General features: G+C 70.5%; 15 protein-coding genes. 9 read left to right on the top strand and 6 right to left on the bottom strand.

Annotated features, from left to right (window positions below):
* Positions 1-20: 20 nt before the first annotated feature.
* The 3 genes from AC1DMN_RS12430 to AC1DMN_RS12420 all read right to left on the bottom strand — a co-directional run bounded on the left by AC1DMN_RS12430 (position 21) and on the right by AC1DMN_RS12420 (position 3,986).
* Complete coding sequence (locus tag AC1DMN_RS12430) at positions 21-1,028, bottom strand: NUDIX hydrolase (protein ID WP_440733772.1); 1,008 nt, start codon at positions 1,026-1,028, stop codon at positions 21-23.
* Complete coding sequence (locus AC1DMN_RS12425; RefSeq protein ID WP_477384331.1) at positions 1,025-3,190, bottom strand: RNA degradosome polyphosphate kinase; 2,166 nt, start codon at positions 3,188-3,190, stop codon at positions 1,025-1,027. The genes AC1DMN_RS12430 and AC1DMN_RS12425 overlap by 4 nt, the downstream gene beginning before the upstream one ends.
* Before the next feature lie 103 nt (positions 3,191-3,293).
* On the bottom strand, positions 3,294-3,986 hold the full coding sequence (locus AC1DMN_RS12420) for a winged helix-turn-helix transcriptional regulator (RefSeq protein ID WP_440733770.1): 693 nt from the start codon (positions 3,984-3,986) through the stop codon (positions 3,294-3,296).
* 68 nt (positions 3,987-4,054) lie between these two features.
* Here AC1DMN_RS12420 and AC1DMN_RS12415 point away from each other — a divergent pair, with 68 nt between their 5' ends.
* From AC1DMN_RS12415 to AC1DMN_RS12395, 5 genes are all read left to right on the top strand, one after another.
* On the top strand, positions 4,055-4,345 hold the full coding sequence (locus AC1DMN_RS12415) for a hypothetical protein (protein WP_441977659.1): 291 nt from the start codon (positions 4,055-4,057) through the stop codon (positions 4,343-4,345).
* 216 nt (positions 4,346-4,561) lie between these two features.
* Entirely contained in the window at positions 4,562-5,185 is a 624-nt protein-coding gene (locus AC1DMN_RS12410; RefSeq protein ID WP_441977658.1) for a nitrobindin family protein, read from the top strand.
* A gap of 2 nt (positions 5,186-5,187) precedes the next feature.
* Positions 5,188-6,321: a CAF17-like 4Fe-4S cluster assembly/insertion protein YgfZ gene (ygfZ, locus tag AC1DMN_RS12405; protein ID WP_440733767.1), complete on the top strand. Its 1,134-nt coding sequence runs from the start codon at positions 5,188-5,190 to the stop codon at positions 6,319-6,321.
* An 82-nt stretch (positions 6,322-6,403) separates the two neighbouring features.
* Entirely contained in the window at positions 6,404-8,554 is a 2,151-nt protein-coding gene (pabB, locus tag AC1DMN_RS12400; protein WP_477229544.1) for an aminodeoxychorismate synthase component I, read from the top strand.
* 138 nt (positions 8,555-8,692) lie between these two features.
* A complete protein-coding gene (locus AC1DMN_RS12395; protein WP_477229543.1) occupies positions 8,693-9,514 on the top strand; it encodes a DUF1206 domain-containing protein in 822 nt (273 codons plus the stop codon).
* A gap of 18 nt (positions 9,515-9,532) precedes the next feature.
* On the opposite strand, the gene AC1DMN_RS12390 is transcribed toward AC1DMN_RS12395, so the two are convergent.
* The gene (locus AC1DMN_RS12390) at positions 9,533-10,354 is read right to left on the bottom strand and encodes a class I SAM-dependent methyltransferase (RefSeq protein WP_440733764.1); all 822 of its coding nucleotides are present in this window, start codon (positions 10,352-10,354) and stop codon (positions 9,533-9,535) included.
* Positions 10,355-10,446: 92 nt separating this feature from the next.
* On the opposite strand from AC1DMN_RS12390, the gene AC1DMN_RS12385 reads away from it, so the two are divergent.
* Positions 10,447-10,899 carry a GNAT family N-acetyltransferase gene (locus AC1DMN_RS12385; protein ID WP_477384329.1) on the top strand — a complete coding sequence of 151 codons (453 nt, stop codon included), beginning with the start codon at positions 10,447-10,449 and terminating at the stop codon, positions 10,897-10,899.
* A gap of 13 nt (positions 10,900-10,912) precedes the next feature.
* Here the strand turns inward: AC1DMN_RS12385 and AC1DMN_RS12380 are convergent, their stop codons facing one another.
* Positions 10,913-11,875, bottom strand: coding sequence for an intradiol ring-cleavage dioxygenase (locus AC1DMN_RS12380; RefSeq protein ID WP_477384327.1), 963 nt, complete (start codon positions 11,873-11,875; stop codon positions 10,913-10,915).
* Between the two features lie 146 nt (positions 11,876-12,021).
* Between AC1DMN_RS12380 and AC1DMN_RS12375 the strand changes: the two genes are divergently transcribed.
* Complete coding sequence (locus tag AC1DMN_RS12375) at positions 12,022-12,765, top strand: phosphoglyceromutase (RefSeq protein WP_440733761.1); 744 nt, start codon at positions 12,022-12,024, stop codon at positions 12,763-12,765.
* Positions 12,766-12,927: 162 nt separating this feature from the next.
* Here AC1DMN_RS12375 and phoU read toward each other — a convergent pair whose 3' ends face one another.
* A complete protein-coding gene (gene phoU / locus AC1DMN_RS12370) occupies positions 12,928-13,632 on the bottom strand; it encodes a phosphate signaling complex protein PhoU (protein WP_440733760.1) in 705 nt (234 codons plus the stop codon).
* A gap of 228 nt (positions 13,633-13,860) precedes the next feature.
* On the opposite strand from phoU, the gene AC1DMN_RS12365 reads away from it, so the two are divergent.
* Positions 13,861-15,129, top strand: a complete 1,269-nt coding sequence (locus tag AC1DMN_RS12365) for a sensor histidine kinase (protein WP_441977652.1) — start codon at positions 13,861-13,863, stop codon at positions 15,127-15,129.
* A complete protein-coding gene (locus tag AC1DMN_RS12360) occupies positions 15,126-15,809 on the top strand; it encodes a response regulator (RefSeq protein WP_477384325.1) in 684 nt (227 codons plus the stop codon). Before AC1DMN_RS12365 ends, AC1DMN_RS12360 begins: the two co-directional genes overlap by 4 nt.
* Positions 15,810-15,853 lie beyond the last annotated feature (44 nt).

The raw sequence follows: 15,853 nt of genomic DNA, 5'->3' as shown, positions 1-15,853 counted from the left end.
GAACGGCGGTCGGCGCCCGTTCAGATCTTCGGCAGGTGCGTCTCGATCGAGATGATGCCGGATCCGGGGTTGGTGGCGCTCAGATGCACGACGCTGAACGCGCCGACTTCGAGTGCCGAGGCGCTGCCGAGATAGGAGCCGTGCATGGTGCCCGTGGCCAGCGCGATCTCCCGGAGGATGTCGGGCAGCACGGGGCCGTGGCTGCAGAGCACGGTGGGCTTGCCGGCGCGGACGCGCTTGCCCACCACCGTGCGCGGGTCCGATTCGCCCTCGTCCCAGGCGTCCTGGCTGAGCAGCGGCGTCTTGGTGACCTTGAGCTCGAGCGACTTCGCCAGAGGCTTGACGGTCTCGACGCAGCGCCGCGCGTCGCTGGACACGATCTTCTGCACGCCGAACGCGCGCAGCGGGCCCACGATCGCCTTCGATTGCGCATGGCCTCGCGGAGTCAGCGGCCGGGAGGCGTCGGATCCCAGCCACACGCTGCGGCTCGCCGCTTTCGCGTGCCGGAGCACGATGAGCGGGAAGGTGCGGAGAGCGCCGTCGTCGACGAGCTTGGCGAACGCGTCGAGGATCTCGACGTCGACGGGGTAGCTGAGCCGGGCGCGCGCTTTCTTGACGCTCACCCACTCGAGGGCGGCGATCTCGCGGTTCGGCACGAACACCGATGCCCGGACGGCCTCTTCCGTCGCCTCCGCGGCCCAGTAGTGCACGACCTTCTGCTTGCGGTTGGCCATCGTGTACCGGGACACGCCCACCGGAGCCCCCAGGGCGACCCGGATCCCGGTCTCCTCGAAGATCTCGCGCACAGCTGTCTCCGCGAGCATCTCGCCCGGATCCACCTTGCCCTTGGGCAGCGTCACATCGCGGTACTTGGTGCGGTGGATCAGCAGGATCCGCAGCTTGTCCTCCACGACGCGCCACACCAGGCCGCCGGCCGCGTACACGGCACGATCGGGGCGCTCGGCGACGATCGTGATGCCGGTGGTGTCCGCGGTCGCGGTCGAGGGGCCGGTGGGGCTGGGGGTCATCGCACCGCCCGTGCTCTACGACGCTTCTGGATCTGCGACATGGTCCTATCCTGCAGGTCGATGAGCGGTGCGCCAACCTCGGAGAAGGCGCGCCGGGTCCATTCGCCTTCGGCGCCCAGGTGCCACGACGACGTCTCGGGCGAGAGCGCGAGGTCGAAGAACCCGACCAGTTCCTCGATGTGCGCGGGGTCGGTGACCCGYACCAGCGCCTCCACCCGRCGGTCGAGGTTGCGGTGCATCATGTCGGCRCTGCCGATGAAGACCTGCGGATCGCCGTCGTTGTGGAACGCGAAGATGCGCGAGTGCTCGAGGTAGCGCCCGAGGATGGAGCGCACGGTGATGTTGTCGGTGATGCCGGGCAGATCCGTGCGCAGGCTGCAGATCCCGCGCACCCACACGTCCACGGGCACGCCGTCGGCGCTCGCACGGTAGAGGGCGTCGATGATCTGCTCGTCCACCATCGAGTTCACCTTGATGCGGATGTGCGCCGGCCTGCCGTCGAGGGCGTTCTGGCGCTCCTTCTCGATCTGCCGCAGCAGGCCCTTGCGCAGGTGCAGGGGCGCGACGAGCAGGCGCTTGAACTTCTTCTCGATSGCATASCCRCTGAGCTCGTTGAACAGCCGGGTGAGGTCCTTGCCGACCTGCGGATCGGCGGTGAACAGGCCGAAGTCCTCGTAGATCCGGCTGGTCTTCGGGTTGTAGTTGCCCGTGCCGATGTGGCTGTAGCTGCGCAGCACGCCGTCCTCCTCGCGGATGACGTTGACGAGCTTGCAGTGCGTCTTCAGGCCCACCAGGCCGTACACGACGTGCACTCCGGCCTTCTCGAGCTTGCGCGCCCAGACGATGTTGTTCGCCTCGTCGAAGCGGGCCTTGACCTCGACGAGGGCGAGCACCTGCTTGCCGGACTCGGCGGCATCGATCAGGGCCTGCACGATCGGGCTGTCGCCCGAGGTGCGGTACAGCGTCTGCTTGATGGCGAGCACGTGCGGATCGCGGGCGGCCTGCTCGAGGAACGCCACGACGCTCGTCGTGAAGGACTCGTAGGGGTGGTGCACGAGCACATCGGCCTTGCGGATCGCCTTGAAGATGTCGATGCGCTCGTTCGCGCCCGGCTTGAACGCCAGCGCGGTCGTGGGAACGTGCGGCGTGTATCGCAGGTCGGGGCGGTCGATCCGGCCGAGCCCGAACAGACCGCGCAGGTCGAGCGGCCCGGGGAGGCGATAGACCCCCTGGTCGGTGATGTCGAGCTCGCTCAGCAGCAGGTCGAGCGTCACATCGTCCATGTCGTCGGTGATCTCGAGGCGGATCGGCGGACCGAAGCGCCGGCGCAGCAGCTCGGCCTCGAGGGCCTGGATGAGGTTCTCCGACTCGTCCTCCTCGATCTCCACGTCCTCATTGCGGGTGAGCCGGAACGCGTGGTGGTCGAGCACCTCCATCCCGGGGAAGAGATCGTCGAGGTGGTTGGCGATGAGCTCCTCGAGCCGGATGAAGCGCATCGGGCCGTTCTCGGAGGGAACCTCGACGAAGYGCGGCAGCATGGGCGGCACCTTCAGACGCGCGAACTCCTGCCGGCCGGTGCGAGCGTTGCGGATCCGGATCGCGAGATTGAGTGAGAGGCCCGAGATGTACGGGAACGGGTGTGCGGGGTCCACCGCGAGCGGCATCAGCACGGGGAAGACGTTGGCCTGGAAGTAGTCCGTCAGCTCGGCCTTGGCCTCGCCGTCGAGGTCGTCCCAGTCCACGATGGTGATGCCTTCGGCGGCTAGTGCGGGGCGGACCAGCCCGGTCCACGCGACGGCATGGCGCAGCTGCAGCTTGTGCGCTTCGGCCGAGATGTCGGCCAGCACGTCGGCGGGGGCGCGGCCGACGTTGGTGGGCACGGCGAGGCCGGTGACGATGCGGCGCTTGAGGCCGGCGACGCGCACCATGAAGAACTCGTCCAGGTTGCTCGCGAAGATCGCGAGGAAGTTGGCTCGCTCGAGCACAGGCAGGGTCTCGTCCTCGGCGAGCTCGAGCACGCGCTGGTTGAATGCGAGCCAGCTCAGCTCGCGGTCGAGGTACCGGTCCTCCGGGAGGAGTGAGTCGTCCGGCGCGACGAGTTCGTCGAAGTCGTCATCCTCGGCGTCGCCGAGTCCGGAGTCTGCCAGTGCGGGATCGATCATGCGCCCCATCATTGCAGGAGGACGTTGCCTGCAGGTGAACAGGATCGGGATCCGAATTCGTCATCCGCTCCCGCGGGCGGATCCGGCCTGGGCGGGGACCTGCTCAGCGGGTGCCGGGGGAGACGGGGCGGGTCTCGTCCTCATCGACGTTGAAGCGATAGCCGACGTTGCGCACGGTGCCGATGATGTGCTCCTGGTCGCCGAGCTTGGCGCGCAGCCGCCGCACGTGCACGTCGACCGTGCGGGTGCCGCCGAAGTAGTCGTAGCCCCATACCTCGCTGAGCAGCTGCTCGCGCGTGAACACCCGCGAGGGGTGCGTGGCGAGGAAGTGCAGCAGCTGGAACTCCTTGTATGTGAGATCCAGCGGGGTGCCGCGGAGCTTGGCGGAATAGGACTGCTCGTCGATCGTCAGGCCCGAGGTCTGCACCTTGACGGGCTCCGTCGCCGGTGCCTCCCGGGACAGGGCGAGACGGATGCGGGCGTCGATCTCGGCCGGGCCCGCACCGGTGAGCAGCACGTCGTCGATGCGCCATTCGCCGTTCACGGCGGTCATCCCGCCCTCCGTCACCACCAGCAGCAACGGCCCGCGCAGACCCGTGGTGCGGATCAGCGTGCACAGGGATTTCGCGGCGACCAGGTCGGTGCGCGCGTCCACGATCACGGCGTCGGCATCGGGCGCGGTCACCAGCTCGGCGGGCTGCGCCGGGATCACCCGGACACGATGGCCGAGCAGCTCGAGGGCGGGCAGAACCGGCCCCGCAGCGGGAGACGATGTCAGCACCAGCAGTTGCGCCACGCAGATCCTTTCCTGGTGACACCTTACTCAGGACTGCGAGCATCGCCGGGATAGGTGACAATGGGCCCATGGCCGATCCCGTCCTCGCTCCGCGCAGCCCCTTCGTCGGGCTCGTCGTCACCTGGGCCGCGGCCGCCGCGGGCGCGATCCTGATCGGGCTGCTCGCGCCCGACGCTCTGCTGATGACCTGGTACGTGATCGGGTTCGGCGTCTGCGTGCTGCTGTCSTTCGCCGTGCAGCTSTTCCGCGGKGAGACGCGGGGATTCATCCTTCGCGTCTCGGCCGGGAGTCTCGGTGCGCTGCTCGTGATGGGGATCGTGTCGGCGGGCTTCGGCATCGCCGCTCTGTTCGGCAGCTGACAGCGTGCCGTGTCGGCGCCGCCCGGCGCTGCGGGGGCCGCGGACGGCATAGAGTAGAGGCATGGACATCGTCGCGCTCGAACTCTTCTTCGTCGGCCTCCTGGTCCTCGCGGGTCTCGCGATCGCCTTCTGCGCAGGGGCCGTCCTGGTCAACCTGTTCCGCGGCCAGCGCTGATCAGCGCCCGCCCCGCGACATCTCCTGAGAGAAGGCTGCTCGTGCTCGATCTCCCCTCCGACCTGCCCGCCGACATCGTGCCGCTCTCGTGGCTGCTCGGAGTATGGGAAGGCACCGGCGTCATCGACTACGAAGTCCCCGGACCTGACGGCGACGACGACGCACACCGCTACCGCGGCGAGTTCGCACATCGCATGAGCTTCAGCCACGACGGCGGACCATTCCTGAACTACGCGGCTACCGCGACCTTCACGCCGGAGGACGGCGAACCGGTGGCGCTCGTGGCCGAGTCGGGATACTGGCGCCTGACGCGGCCGGCCGACGCGCACGACCCGGGTCCTGCGCTGCTGCCGCCCCGCGAGGTGCGCACCGCGCAGCGCACGGTGGATGACGTCGAGGCGCTGCGCCTGCCGGAGGGCGGCTTCGCGATCGAGGCGTCCATCGTGCACTCGGACGGCATGCTCGAGCTGTACCTCGGCCGCATCGACGGTCCCCGCATCGACATCGCCACCGACGCGATCGTGCGCGCCGAAGGCGCGAAGGAGTACGGCGCCGCCTCGCGCATGTACGGCCTGGTCGACGGTCACCTGCTGTGGGCGTGGGACATCGCCGCGCTCGGCGCCGGGCTGCGCTCGCACGCATCCGCCCGTCTTGCGAAGGTCTGATCGTGGCAGGCTTCCCCTCTCTGCCCGGCGTGATCGCGGACGGCGATATCGCGCAGCACTTCGGAGATCCGATCCGCGAGCAGCGCGCGCTGGAGCGCGGTGACGCGCTCGCACCGCTCGGCGATCGGACTGTCATCGAGCTGACCGGATCCGAACGGCTCACCTGGCTCGACTCGATCACTTCGCAGTCGGTCGCGCGTCTTCGGGCGGGGGAGAGCACCGAGCTGCTCGTGCTGGATCCGCAGGGACGGGTCGAGCATGTGGCCGCGGTCTTCGATGACGGCTCCGCGACGTGGCTCATCGCCGATGCCGCCGACGCCGACGCTCTCGCCACCTGGCTGCAGCGCATGGTGTTCCGCGCCGACGTGAAGGTCGCCGTGCGTCCGGATCTGCTCGTCGTCGGGTTCTTCGCCGGCTCCGGGGCCCAGCAGCGCGCCGAGCGCGTTGCGATCGCCCCGCACGGTGCCGCCGTGGTCTGGACCGATCCGTGGCCGACTGTGCAGCCCGGCGGACACCAGTACCACGTCGGCGAGCACCCCGGCTCCGGCTATCTCTGGCGCACTGCGGTGATCGATGAGTCCGGTGCCGGCGCGCTCGCCGCGGACGCGGAGGTCGTCTGGGCCGGTGCGCTCGCCGCGGAGGCCCTGCGCATCGCCGCCTGGCGTCCCCGCTGGGCCGCCGAGGTCGACGAGCGCTCCCTCCCGCACGAGACCGACTGGATCCGCAGCGCCGTGCATCTGAACAAGGGCTGCTACCGGGGTCAGGAGACCGTGGCGAAGGTGCACAACCTCGGTCACCCGCCGCGGAGGATCGCGGCCCTGCACCTGGACGGCAGCGAGAGCCTTCTGCCCGCCGCGGGTGCTCCCGTCCTGGCACGCGGTGCCGACGGCTCCGGCGAGGATGAGGTCGGGCACATCACCTCTGCTGCGCGGCACCACGAACTCGGGCCGATCGCCCTGGCGATCCTCTCGCGCCGCGCACCGGTGGGCGATCTCGTGGTCCGCACGCCGGACGGTGACATCGCTGCCGCGCAGGAGATCATCGTCCCCGCCGATGCCGGTGCGACGGCCGACGTACCCCGGCTGACGCGACTGTCGCGCCGCCCGTCCGCGCCGGATCCGCGCGACGCGCCCTGATCCGGTGCCTCCGGTGGGCGCGGAGTCGGAGAGCACGGAGGACGGCGCTGCTCCGAGCGGGGAGCGCGGCGCGCCTGGGCCCTTGCGCATCCTGCTGATCGACAACTACGACTCCTTCACGTACAACCTCGTGCACCAGATCGCGGCGGTCGCGGGGCAGGCCCCGGTCGTCGTGCACAACGACTGGGCCGACTGGGAACCGTCCGTCCTCGATCAGTACGACGCCATCGTGCTCTCGCCCGGGCCGGGGGATCCTCGGGTGCCGGAGGACTTCGGGATCTGCGCCGACGCGATCCGGATCGCGGCCGAGCGGCGCATCCCGCTGCTCGGCGTCTGCCTCGGGCATCAGGGCATCGGACACGCCTTCGGCGCCAGGGTGCGACGCGCGCCGGAACCGCGGCACGGGCGGCCCTCGCCGGTCGCGCACGACGGCACGGGACCCTTCCACGGGCTCCCGTCGCCGGTCGAAGTGGTGCGCTACCACTCGCTCATGATCGACGAGGTGCCCGACGAGCTCGTGGTCACCGCTCGCGCGGACGACGACGGCGTGGTCATGGGCGTGCGGCATCGCGAGCTGCCGCTGTGGGGCGTCCAGTTCCACCCCGAGTCGATCGGCACGCACGACGGCACCCGCATGGTGGCGAACTTCGTCGCGTTCGCACGGGCGACTCTCGCGGAACGGCTGCCCGCGCCCGGGGCGGATGCGGTGCGGGGCGACACCGGTGCGACCGCTCTCGCCGATGTGGCGGCCCGCCCGCACGAGAGGGAGCAGGAACGACTGCACGGGACGGAGCGCGAGCGCCCGATCGCCACGGAGCAGGTGCGTCCTGCGCCCCGACCCGTGCTCCGTCGCACCCTGCCCTTGCGCATAGGCACGGCGGCGCTCTTCACCGGGCTCTTCGGCGACGCGGCGCAGGCGGTCTGGCTCGACGGCGGCCGCGACGGCGACGACCGCGCCCGGTACTCCATCCTGGGCGGCGGGGACGACCTGCCGACGGTGCTCGCCGACGTGCACGCAGGCATCGTGACCGTGCGCGACGGCGAGACCGAGAACGCGATCCGCTCGGGCTTCTTCGACTGGCTCGACGCCGAGCTCGGGGGCACCGTCACGGCGGGAGCCGATCTGCCGTTCGCCCTGGGCTGGGTCGGTGCGCTCGGCTACGAGCTGCGCGCCGAATGCGGATCCCCGCACCGGCATCGTGCTGCGACGCCCGACGCCGCCATGGTCCGACTCGATCGTGCCGTCGTCGTGGATCACCGCGAGGGGCTGATCCACCTGCTCGCCCTCGACGACGAGGCCTGGCTCACCCGGACGGCGGAGCGGATCGCGGAGATCGAGACGGCATCGTCCGCCAGGGATGACGACGTCACCGGACCGGATCCGGATCCGTCTGCCGCGCCGCTCCTACTCGCCGCGCGACACTCCCGCACCGAGTACCTGCGGCTCATCGCCGAGGCGCAGGAGCAGATCTCGGCGGGGGAGACCTACGAGGCGTGTCTGACCAACCTGCTGCATGCGGACGTCCGCATCGATGCGCTCCCCGCCTATCTCGCACTGCGCGCGGAGAACCCGGCCCCGTTCGGCGCGTTCCTGCGCATCGGCGGGGTGAGCGTGCTGAGCACCTCACCCGAGCGGTTCCTGCGGATCACGACGGACGGCTCGGTCGAGTCCCGTCCGATCAAGGGCACCCGACCGCGCGGTGCGGACGCGGACGAGGACGAGCGGATCCGCGCCGAACTGGCTTCGTCGGAGAAGGATCGCGCCGAGAACCTGATGATCGTGGACCTCGTCCGCCACGATCTCGGACGCACGGCGGAACTCGGATCCGTGCGCGTGGACGGCCTGTTCCGCGTGGAGAGCTACGCCACCGTGCATCAGCTCGTCTCGACGGTGCGCTCCCGTCTCGCGGACACGCCCGTCGCCTGCGTGCGTGCCGCCTTCCCGCCCGGCTCCATGACGGGCGCGCCGAAGCTGCGCACCATGGCGATCCTGGACGGGCTCGAGGGCGGCCCGCGCGGGCTGTACAGCGGCGCCCTCGGGTACTTCTCCTTCGATGGCGCCGTGGATCTCAGCGTGATCATCCGCACGCTCGTGGTGCACGACGGGGGGCTCGACTACGGCGTCGGCGGCGCGATCGTCTCGCTGTCGGATCCCGACGACGAGTACGCCGAGACCGTGGTCAAGGCACGTCCGCTGCTGCGGCTCACCAGCGCGAAATTTCCCGGGGAGTGAGTGCGCCGCTGAGAGTCACCCAGCGCTCCGAGCGCAGCGGGGGAGACGGGCGGCGCCCTGAGCCCGGGGCGCGACGCACAGCGACGGGCGCACCGCAACCCTCTGTCGCCGCGGGATCACGTGACCTACTCTGCGGGAATGGGCACGGGTGAGGACGCGTCCGACCGGGCGAGGGACGCGGCGCGGATGACGCAGGGTTCGTCGGCGCTCCGGCGGGTCGCCCGGATCGGATTCGTGGTGCTCGGCGTCCTGCACATCCTGATCGGCGCGGCCGCGATCTCCATCGGGGTCGGCGGCGGCGGGAAGGCCGACCAGGGCGGGGCGATGGAGCAGTTGCGGCACAGCGCGATCGGCGGCCTGGTGCTCGTCGTCGTGGCCACGGCCCTCGCCGCACTCGCCGTGTGGCGGATCGCGGACGCGATGCTCGCGAGCGCCGCGGAGGACGCGACGAAGTGGGGACGGCGGCTCAAGAATCTCGGCATCGCGGCGGTCTACCTCGTGCTCGCAGGGATCGCGGTCGTGTACGCGGCCGGCGGGCGCGCGGATCCCTCCCAGAGCTCGCAGACGCTGAGCGCCCGGATCCTCTCGGCTCCCGGCGGCGAGATCCTGCTCGTGGTGATCGGTCTCACGGTCGTCGCGGTCGGCGGCGGGTTCGTGGTGAGCGCCATCACCCGCTCGTTCACGAAGGAGCTGCGCATGCCACCCGGAACGAGAAGGGCGGGGATCGAGCTGTTCGGCGTGGTCGGCTACCTTGCGAAGGGCGTCGCCGTGGCGTTGACGGGGGTGCTGTTCGTGATCGCGTCGGTCACGGAGGATCCGCACAAGGCGGCAGGGCTCGACGCCGCGCTGCGCGGGATCACCGCTCTGCCTTGCGGCCCCGCGCTGCTCTGCGCCGTGGGGGCGGGTCTGGTCGCGTACGGGGTCTTCTGCATCGCACGCGCGCGATACGAGCGGATGTGAGTTCGCGGCGGGCGCGGCTCAGCTCGGAGCGACCGCGTTCCACGGCACGGTGAGCTCACCGAGGCGCCAGCGGGCTCGCGTGCCGAGGACCGGGTATCCCGCGGCGCGGAGGGCGGACACCGCGGCGAGGAAGCGCTGAGTCGCCCCGAACGTGGACAAGGGTGCCGCACGTTCCCACTCGCGGTCCAGGTCCGTGAGCAGGGTGTGTATCCGCTCGCCCGGTACGTTGTGGTGGATGAGCGCCTTGGGCAGGCGCTCGGCGACGATCGACGGTCGTTCCAGATCCGCGAGCCGGAGCGACAGCGTGAAGCGCTGCGGGATGCCGTCCTGATCCACGTCGATGAAGCTCGCGATGCGGCCGATCTCGTCGCAGGTGCCCTCCACGAGCAGCCCTCCCGGTGCAAGGCGCGACGCCATCCGCGCCCAGGCGTCGGGCACGTCGGCCTCGTCGTACTGCCGCAGCACGTTCATGGCGCGGATCACCGCGGGCCTGCGCCCCGACGGCAGCGGCACCTCGAACCCGCCCCGTGCGAACGACACCGGCAGGTCGGCGGCGAAGTGACCCGCACCGTGGCGGAGCTCAGCGAGCTGGGCCTGCGCCGTCGCCACGCGCTCGGGGTCCAGTTCGAGCCCGAGCACCTCGGCGTCCGGGCGCACTCGGAGGAGGCGCGTGGCGAGCTCGAACGCGGTGACGCCACTGGCGCCGAAGCCCAGGTCGACGACGAGCGGATCCGCTGCCCGGCGGAACGCGAGTGAGGCGGCGATCCAGCGGTCGTTGCGCCGCAGCCGGTTGGTGCCGGTGGTGCCCCGGGTGGGCCTGCCGAGCGGAGAGGACGCCATGTGACCATCCTGCCCGGTCCCGTCGTCCTAGGCTTGTCGCTGTGGTGACGATCGAGGTCGGGWTCCCSGGRACGGCGGASGCGGACGRGATCGTGCGCACCTATCTGATCGACGTGGTCTCGCGTTATCACGGCAGGCCCGCCACGGACGGCGAACGCGACACGGCCCTGGCCGACGAGCCGTACGACGACCTCCAGGGCGATACCGGGATCCTGCTTCTGGCCCGGGACGGGGATGCCGTCGTCGCCTGCGCCGGGGCGCGCTTCGTGGAGGGCGACCTCGAGCTCACCAAGGTCTTCACGATGCCGGCCGCGCGGGGGCAGGGGATCGGACGCCGGCTGATCCTGGCGCTCGAGGAGGTCGCTCGTGATCGGGGCGCTCGCGCACTGCGGCTGGACACCCGTTCCGATCTCGTGGAGGCGTGCGCGATGTATGAGGGTCTCGGCTTCCGCTCGGTSGAGGCGTTCGACTCCGGGCCGTACGCCGACCGCTGGTACCGGAAAGACCTGAACCCGACGGTCCACACGCTGCCGACGGGTCCGTAGCCCCTCGTGCCGGTCAGCGCGGCCCGCCGCCCATCGAGCCGGCGGTCGGAGCCGTTCGGGTGTCGACGCGTACGGTGAGCGTCGCTGTGTAGCCCTTCGCGCTGTCGCCGGTCATCGCCGCGATCTGCAGGGCACCGCCGTCGTCGCCGAACACGTTGTCGGCGGAGAGCGACGTCTGCGCCAGGTTCGCCGTCGACCCGTCGTAGCCTGCCGTCGCGTACACCGCCTCGCACGCCGACTGCGGCAGCGCGATCTGCGAGGTGGCGATGGCGTTCGCGGAGTCCGTGACGTCGGCGGCGCTCGGATACACCTCGAAATGGATGTGCGGCCATCGCCCCGAGTAGCAGCCGGGGAAGACCGACGTGAACGACACCCGTCCGTCCGCGTCGGCGACCTGCACCCCGCGCAGGTAGGTCTCGTCCTCGATGCCCGACGAGTACATCGAGTATCCGCCGGAGGCGTCGCAGTGCCAGGCATAGACGGCGACTCCCGCGAACGGCGCGTCGCCGGATGCCTCGTCGAGGACGTTCAGGGAGAACGTCAAGGGCACGCCGGTTGCGGTGGTGCCGCYGCCGATCGAGGAGCGGATGTCCTGGCGCACGATGCCCGACTCGGCCAGGGCGTCCGGGCCGTTGGAACCATCGCCGGGATACGGCCCCGCTGTCTCGTCGGGGATCTCCGCGGCGGGCACCGCGGTGGTCGCCGAYGTCGCGGAAGGGCTCGGCGTGCTGGTGACGGTGGGCATCGCCGTCGCGGCGGCAGTGCTCGCGGCGTTCGAAGCCATCGGTGCGCACGCGGCGAGCACCGCGCCGCCCGCACCCAGCCCGACGAGGCTCAGAACCACACGGCGAGACATCAGGGTGCGGATGTCGAACGGCGCCCCCTGATCGACGACCTCCTCGTCGGGGCGGTCGAGCAGACGGCCCTCATACGCGGGACCGTGCGGAGTGCGGGTCGGGTCGGGGAAGGTGCTCATGTCCGGATCCTCTCGTGGCTGACAGGAGGATTCTCTCGAGCCCGTCGAACCACGACCTTTGCGGCTGCTATGCGTCGAATAAGCGATCTCCGTCATGCGGAGACCCGACTTCGGAGCGGCACGGCGCACGCCGTTAGGCTGAGAACATGACGCGCACCCTCATCCTGCTCCGCCATGGCCAGAGCGAATGGAACGAACTCAATCTGTTCACCGGCTGGGTGGACGTCCGCTTGACCGAGCAGGGCAAGAACGAGGCCCGCCGGGGCGGAGAGCTGCTGGCGGAGTCGGGGATCCTGCCTGACGTGCTGCACACCTCGCTGCTCAGCCGCGCGATCCAGACCGCGAACATCGCGCTCGACGCCGCGGACCGGCTGTGGATCCCGGTGACCCGCTCATGGCGGCTCAACGAGCGCCACTACGGCGCGCTGCAGGGCAAGGACAAGGCGCAGACGCTCGAGGAGTTCGGCCCCGAGCAGTTCCAGCTGTGGCGCCGCTCCTTCGACGTGCCGCCGCCCCCGCTCGATGACGCGAGCGAGTACAGCCAGGTGAACGACCCTCGCTACGCGGGCATCGACGGCGACGTTCCGCGCACGGAGTCGCTCAAGCTCGTCATCGACCGGCTGCTGCCCTATTGGGAGTCGGCCATCGTGCCCGACCTCGAGGCCGGCAAGACCGTGCTCGTCACGGCGCACGGCAACTCGCTGCGCGGCCTCGTGAAGCACCTCGAGGGCATCGGCGACGCCGACATCGCCGAGCTCAACATCCCCACCGGGATTCCGCTCGTCTACGAGCTCGACGAGAACAACGTGCCCACGGGCCCCGGCCGGTACCTGGACCCCGAGGCCGCTGCGGCCGGCGCCGCAGCCGTGGCGAACCAGGGCAAGAAGTAACCCCGGACCGACACCGATCCCGCTCCGAACCGGTCATCCGACCGGCTCGGGGCGGGATCCGCCGTTTCGGGCGTGCGCCGGGACCTGCTGATCGCAGCCCGCCGGAAACGAGAAGATCCGCCCCGACCGGAACGGCAGGGGCGGATCTCCGAAGGTTGGGGGTCAGGCGTGGCCGGATCCGGCCTCGGCCTGCGCCTCGACGGCGAGGGCGATGTCCTCCTCGTCGACGGCCCAGTCGCCGGTGGCCAGGTAGACGACCTTCTTCGCGACGGCGACCGCGTGGTCGGCGAACCGCTCGTGGTAGCGGCTGGCCAGGGTGGCATCGACCGTCGCGCCCGCCTCGCCCTTCCAGTTGTCGCTGAGCACCTTCTCGAAGACGCTGGCGTGCAGTTCGTCCACGTCGTCGTCGGCGTTGCGGATCGCGTCGGCGAAGCGCAGATCCTGCGTGCGCAGCAGCTCCGAGAGGGTGCGGGCGATCTCGACGTCCAGCTCGCCCATACGGGTGAAGGTACCCTTCAGGCCCTTCGGGATGGCCCGCTCGGGGAAGCGCAGGCGCGCCAGCTGGGCGATGTGCTCTGACATGTCGCCCATGCGCTCGAGGGATGCGCTCACGCGCAGCGCGGTCACGACGATGCGCAGGTCGCGGGCGACGGGCTGCTGGCGTGCGAGGATCTCGATGGCCTGCTCGTCGAGGGCGACGGCGAGCTCGTCGATGCGGGCATCGTCGGCGATGACCTCCTCGGCCAGGGCGACGTCGCTGGTCGCGAACGAGCGGGTGGCCTTCTCGATCGACACGGCCACGAGGTCGGCGATCTCGACGAGCTGCGACTGCAGATGCTCGAGGGACTGGTGGAAGACTTCGCGCATGGCTGCGCACCTTTCGTTCTGTGACCCGGGGCACCGGATGGTCTGAGTCGCACGGCGGCCCGCAGAACGGGCACGGGACGGTGCCTGTCACGGTCGTGACACGCACGTGGCGATTCTCTTCGGCGAAGGTTAACGGCTGGTGCCGTGCTCGTGAACACTAGCGCGTGAGGGCGTGCGGAGGGCGTTCACCCGCCGTTCAGGAGGGCGAACGCCCTCTACGCTGGGGGCATGGACAGCACTCTGCTCGCGCTGCTCGCCCTCGGGCTGGGGGTCGCGATCGGCGCGGGCATCGCGGCGATGATCGTGGCGGCGATGCGGGCGAGGACTGCGGCGGAGCAGCAGGCGTCCACCGACCTTCCGGACGGTCTCACCGATGTGCTGGCGGCCATGGACGACGCCGCCTGCGCCGTCGATCCGTCCGGCCTCGTCACGGCCGCGAGCACGGCGGCTGCGCGCTTCGGCATCGAGGTCGGCGCCACGCTGGAGAACCCCGAGCTGCGCCAGCTCGTGCGAGCGGTGCGCGAGGGCGGATCCGAGACCGCGACGATGCGCCTCGCGCGCGGCGGGCGCCAGCTGGACCCGCGCCTCGTCGCCGCAAGGGCCAAGCGCATCGGGCCGCGTCTGAACCTGCTCATCATCCGCGACATCACCGAGCAGGAGCGCCTGGAGCAGATGCGCACCGACTTCGTGGCCAACACCAGCCATGAATTGAAGACTCCGGTGGGTGCGGTGAGCCTGCTGGCCGAGGCGATCGAGTCGGCTGCCGACGACCCCGCGCAGGTGCGGGCGTTCGCGACCAGGATCCAGGCCGAGGCTGCGCGTCTCGGTCAGCTCACCGGCCGCATCATGAGCCTGTCCCGGCTGCAGTCCTCCGACGGGTTCGGCACGTTCGGTGCCGTCGCGATCGACGAGGTCGTTGCGACGAGCGTGGAAGGGCACGCCGTGCAGGCGGCCTCGGCGGGCGTCGAGCTGAGTCGAGGCGGTGACCGCGGCGCCTGGGTGCGGGGAGACGCACAGATCCTCATCGAGGCGGTGGGCAACCTCATCGCGAACGCGATCGTGTACTCGCCGCGAGGATCCCGCGTGGGCGTCGGCGTGCGCATCGACGACGGCGTTGTCGAGATCTCGGTCTCGGATCAGGGCATCGGCATCGAAGAGGCCGACCGCGAGCGCATCTTCGAGCGGTTCTACCGCGCCGACGAGGCCCGCTCGCGTCGCACCGGCGGCACCGGGCTCGGGTTGTCGATCGTGAAGCACGCGACTCAGCGTCACGGTGGCGAGGTGCGGCTGTGGTCGCGCCCGGGCCGCGGGTCCACGTTCACCATGCGCCTGCCGCAGATCGCGGGCCCCGATGCCGACGAGGACATGGCCCCGCGCAAGAACAAGAAGCCGAAGAAGGACAAGAAGAAGCGCCAGGAGCGCAAGGCTTCGCGCCTCGCCCCGTCGCCTGCGAACCCCGCGGAAACGACCCGCGCCGATACCGGAGAACTCGTATGACCCGCATCCTCCTCGTCGAAGACGAGCCCGATCTCGCCGACCCGCTCGCATACCTGCTGCGTCGGGAGGGCTACGAGGTCGAGATCGCCGAGGACGGACCCACCGCCCTCGCCCTGTTCCGTGAGAGCGGTGCGGACATCGTGCTGCTCGATCTGATGCTGCCCGGCATGCCCGGCACCGAGGTGTGTCGTCAGATCCGCACCGCCTCCGCGGTGCCGATCATCATGCTGACCGCGAAGGACTCCGAGGTGGACATCGTCGTGGGCCTCGAGCTCGGGGCCGACGACTACATCACCAAGCCGTACTCGTCGCGCGAGCTGCTCGCCCGCATGCGCGCCGTGCTGCGGCGGGTCGTGCAGGCCGAGGARGACRTCGACGAGCGCATCCTCGAGGGCGGCCGCGTCACCGTCGACATCGATCGGCACACSGTCGCSGTCGACGGCGAKGTSATCAACATGCCGCTCAAGGAATTCGAGCTGCTCGAGGTGCTCATGCGCAACTCCGGACGCGTGCTCACCCGCGGCCAGCTGATCGACCGGGTCTGGGGCAGCGACTACTTCGGCGACACCAAGACCCTCGACGTGCACATCAAGCGGATCCGCTCGCGCATCGAGCAGAACCCCTCCGAGCCGGTGATGCTCGTCACCGTGCGCGGGCTCGGGTACCGGTTCGAGGGCTGAACGCCTTTCGCACACGCGAGAGCCCCCGGAACCTCAAGGGTTCC

Source organism: Microbacterium sp. 01T413_2 (assembly GCF_056398985.1).
The sequence above is the reverse complement of the archived record's forward strand: the minus strand, read 5'-3'. Positions and strand labels throughout refer to the sequence as shown.

Bases quoted from the DNA above. Each gene is read 5' to 3' on its own strand.
- AC1DMN_RS12430 (WP_440733772.1), bottom strand. From the start codon at position 1,028: ATGACCCCCAGCCCCACCGGCCCCTCGACCGCGACCGCGGACACCACC.
- AC1DMN_RS12395 (WP_477229543.1), top strand. From the start codon at position 8,693: ATGGGCACGGGTGAGGACGCGTCCGACCGGGCGAGGGACGCGGCGCGG.
- AC1DMN_RS12390 (WP_440733764.1), bottom strand. From the start codon at position 10,354: ATGGCGTCCTCTCCGCTCGGCAGGCCCACCCGGGGCACCACCGGCACC.
- AC1DMN_RS12375 (WP_440733761.1), top strand. From the start codon at position 12,022: ATGACGCGCACCCTCATCCTGCTCCGCCATGGCCAGAGCGAATGGAAC.
- phoU (WP_440733760.1), bottom strand. From the start codon at position 13,632: ATGCGCGAAGTCTTCCACCAGTCCCTCGAGCATCTGCAGTCGCAGCTC.
- AC1DMN_RS12365 (WP_441977652.1), top strand. From the start codon at position 13,861: ATGGACAGCACTCTGCTCGCGCTGCTCGCCCTCGGGCTGGGGGTCGCG.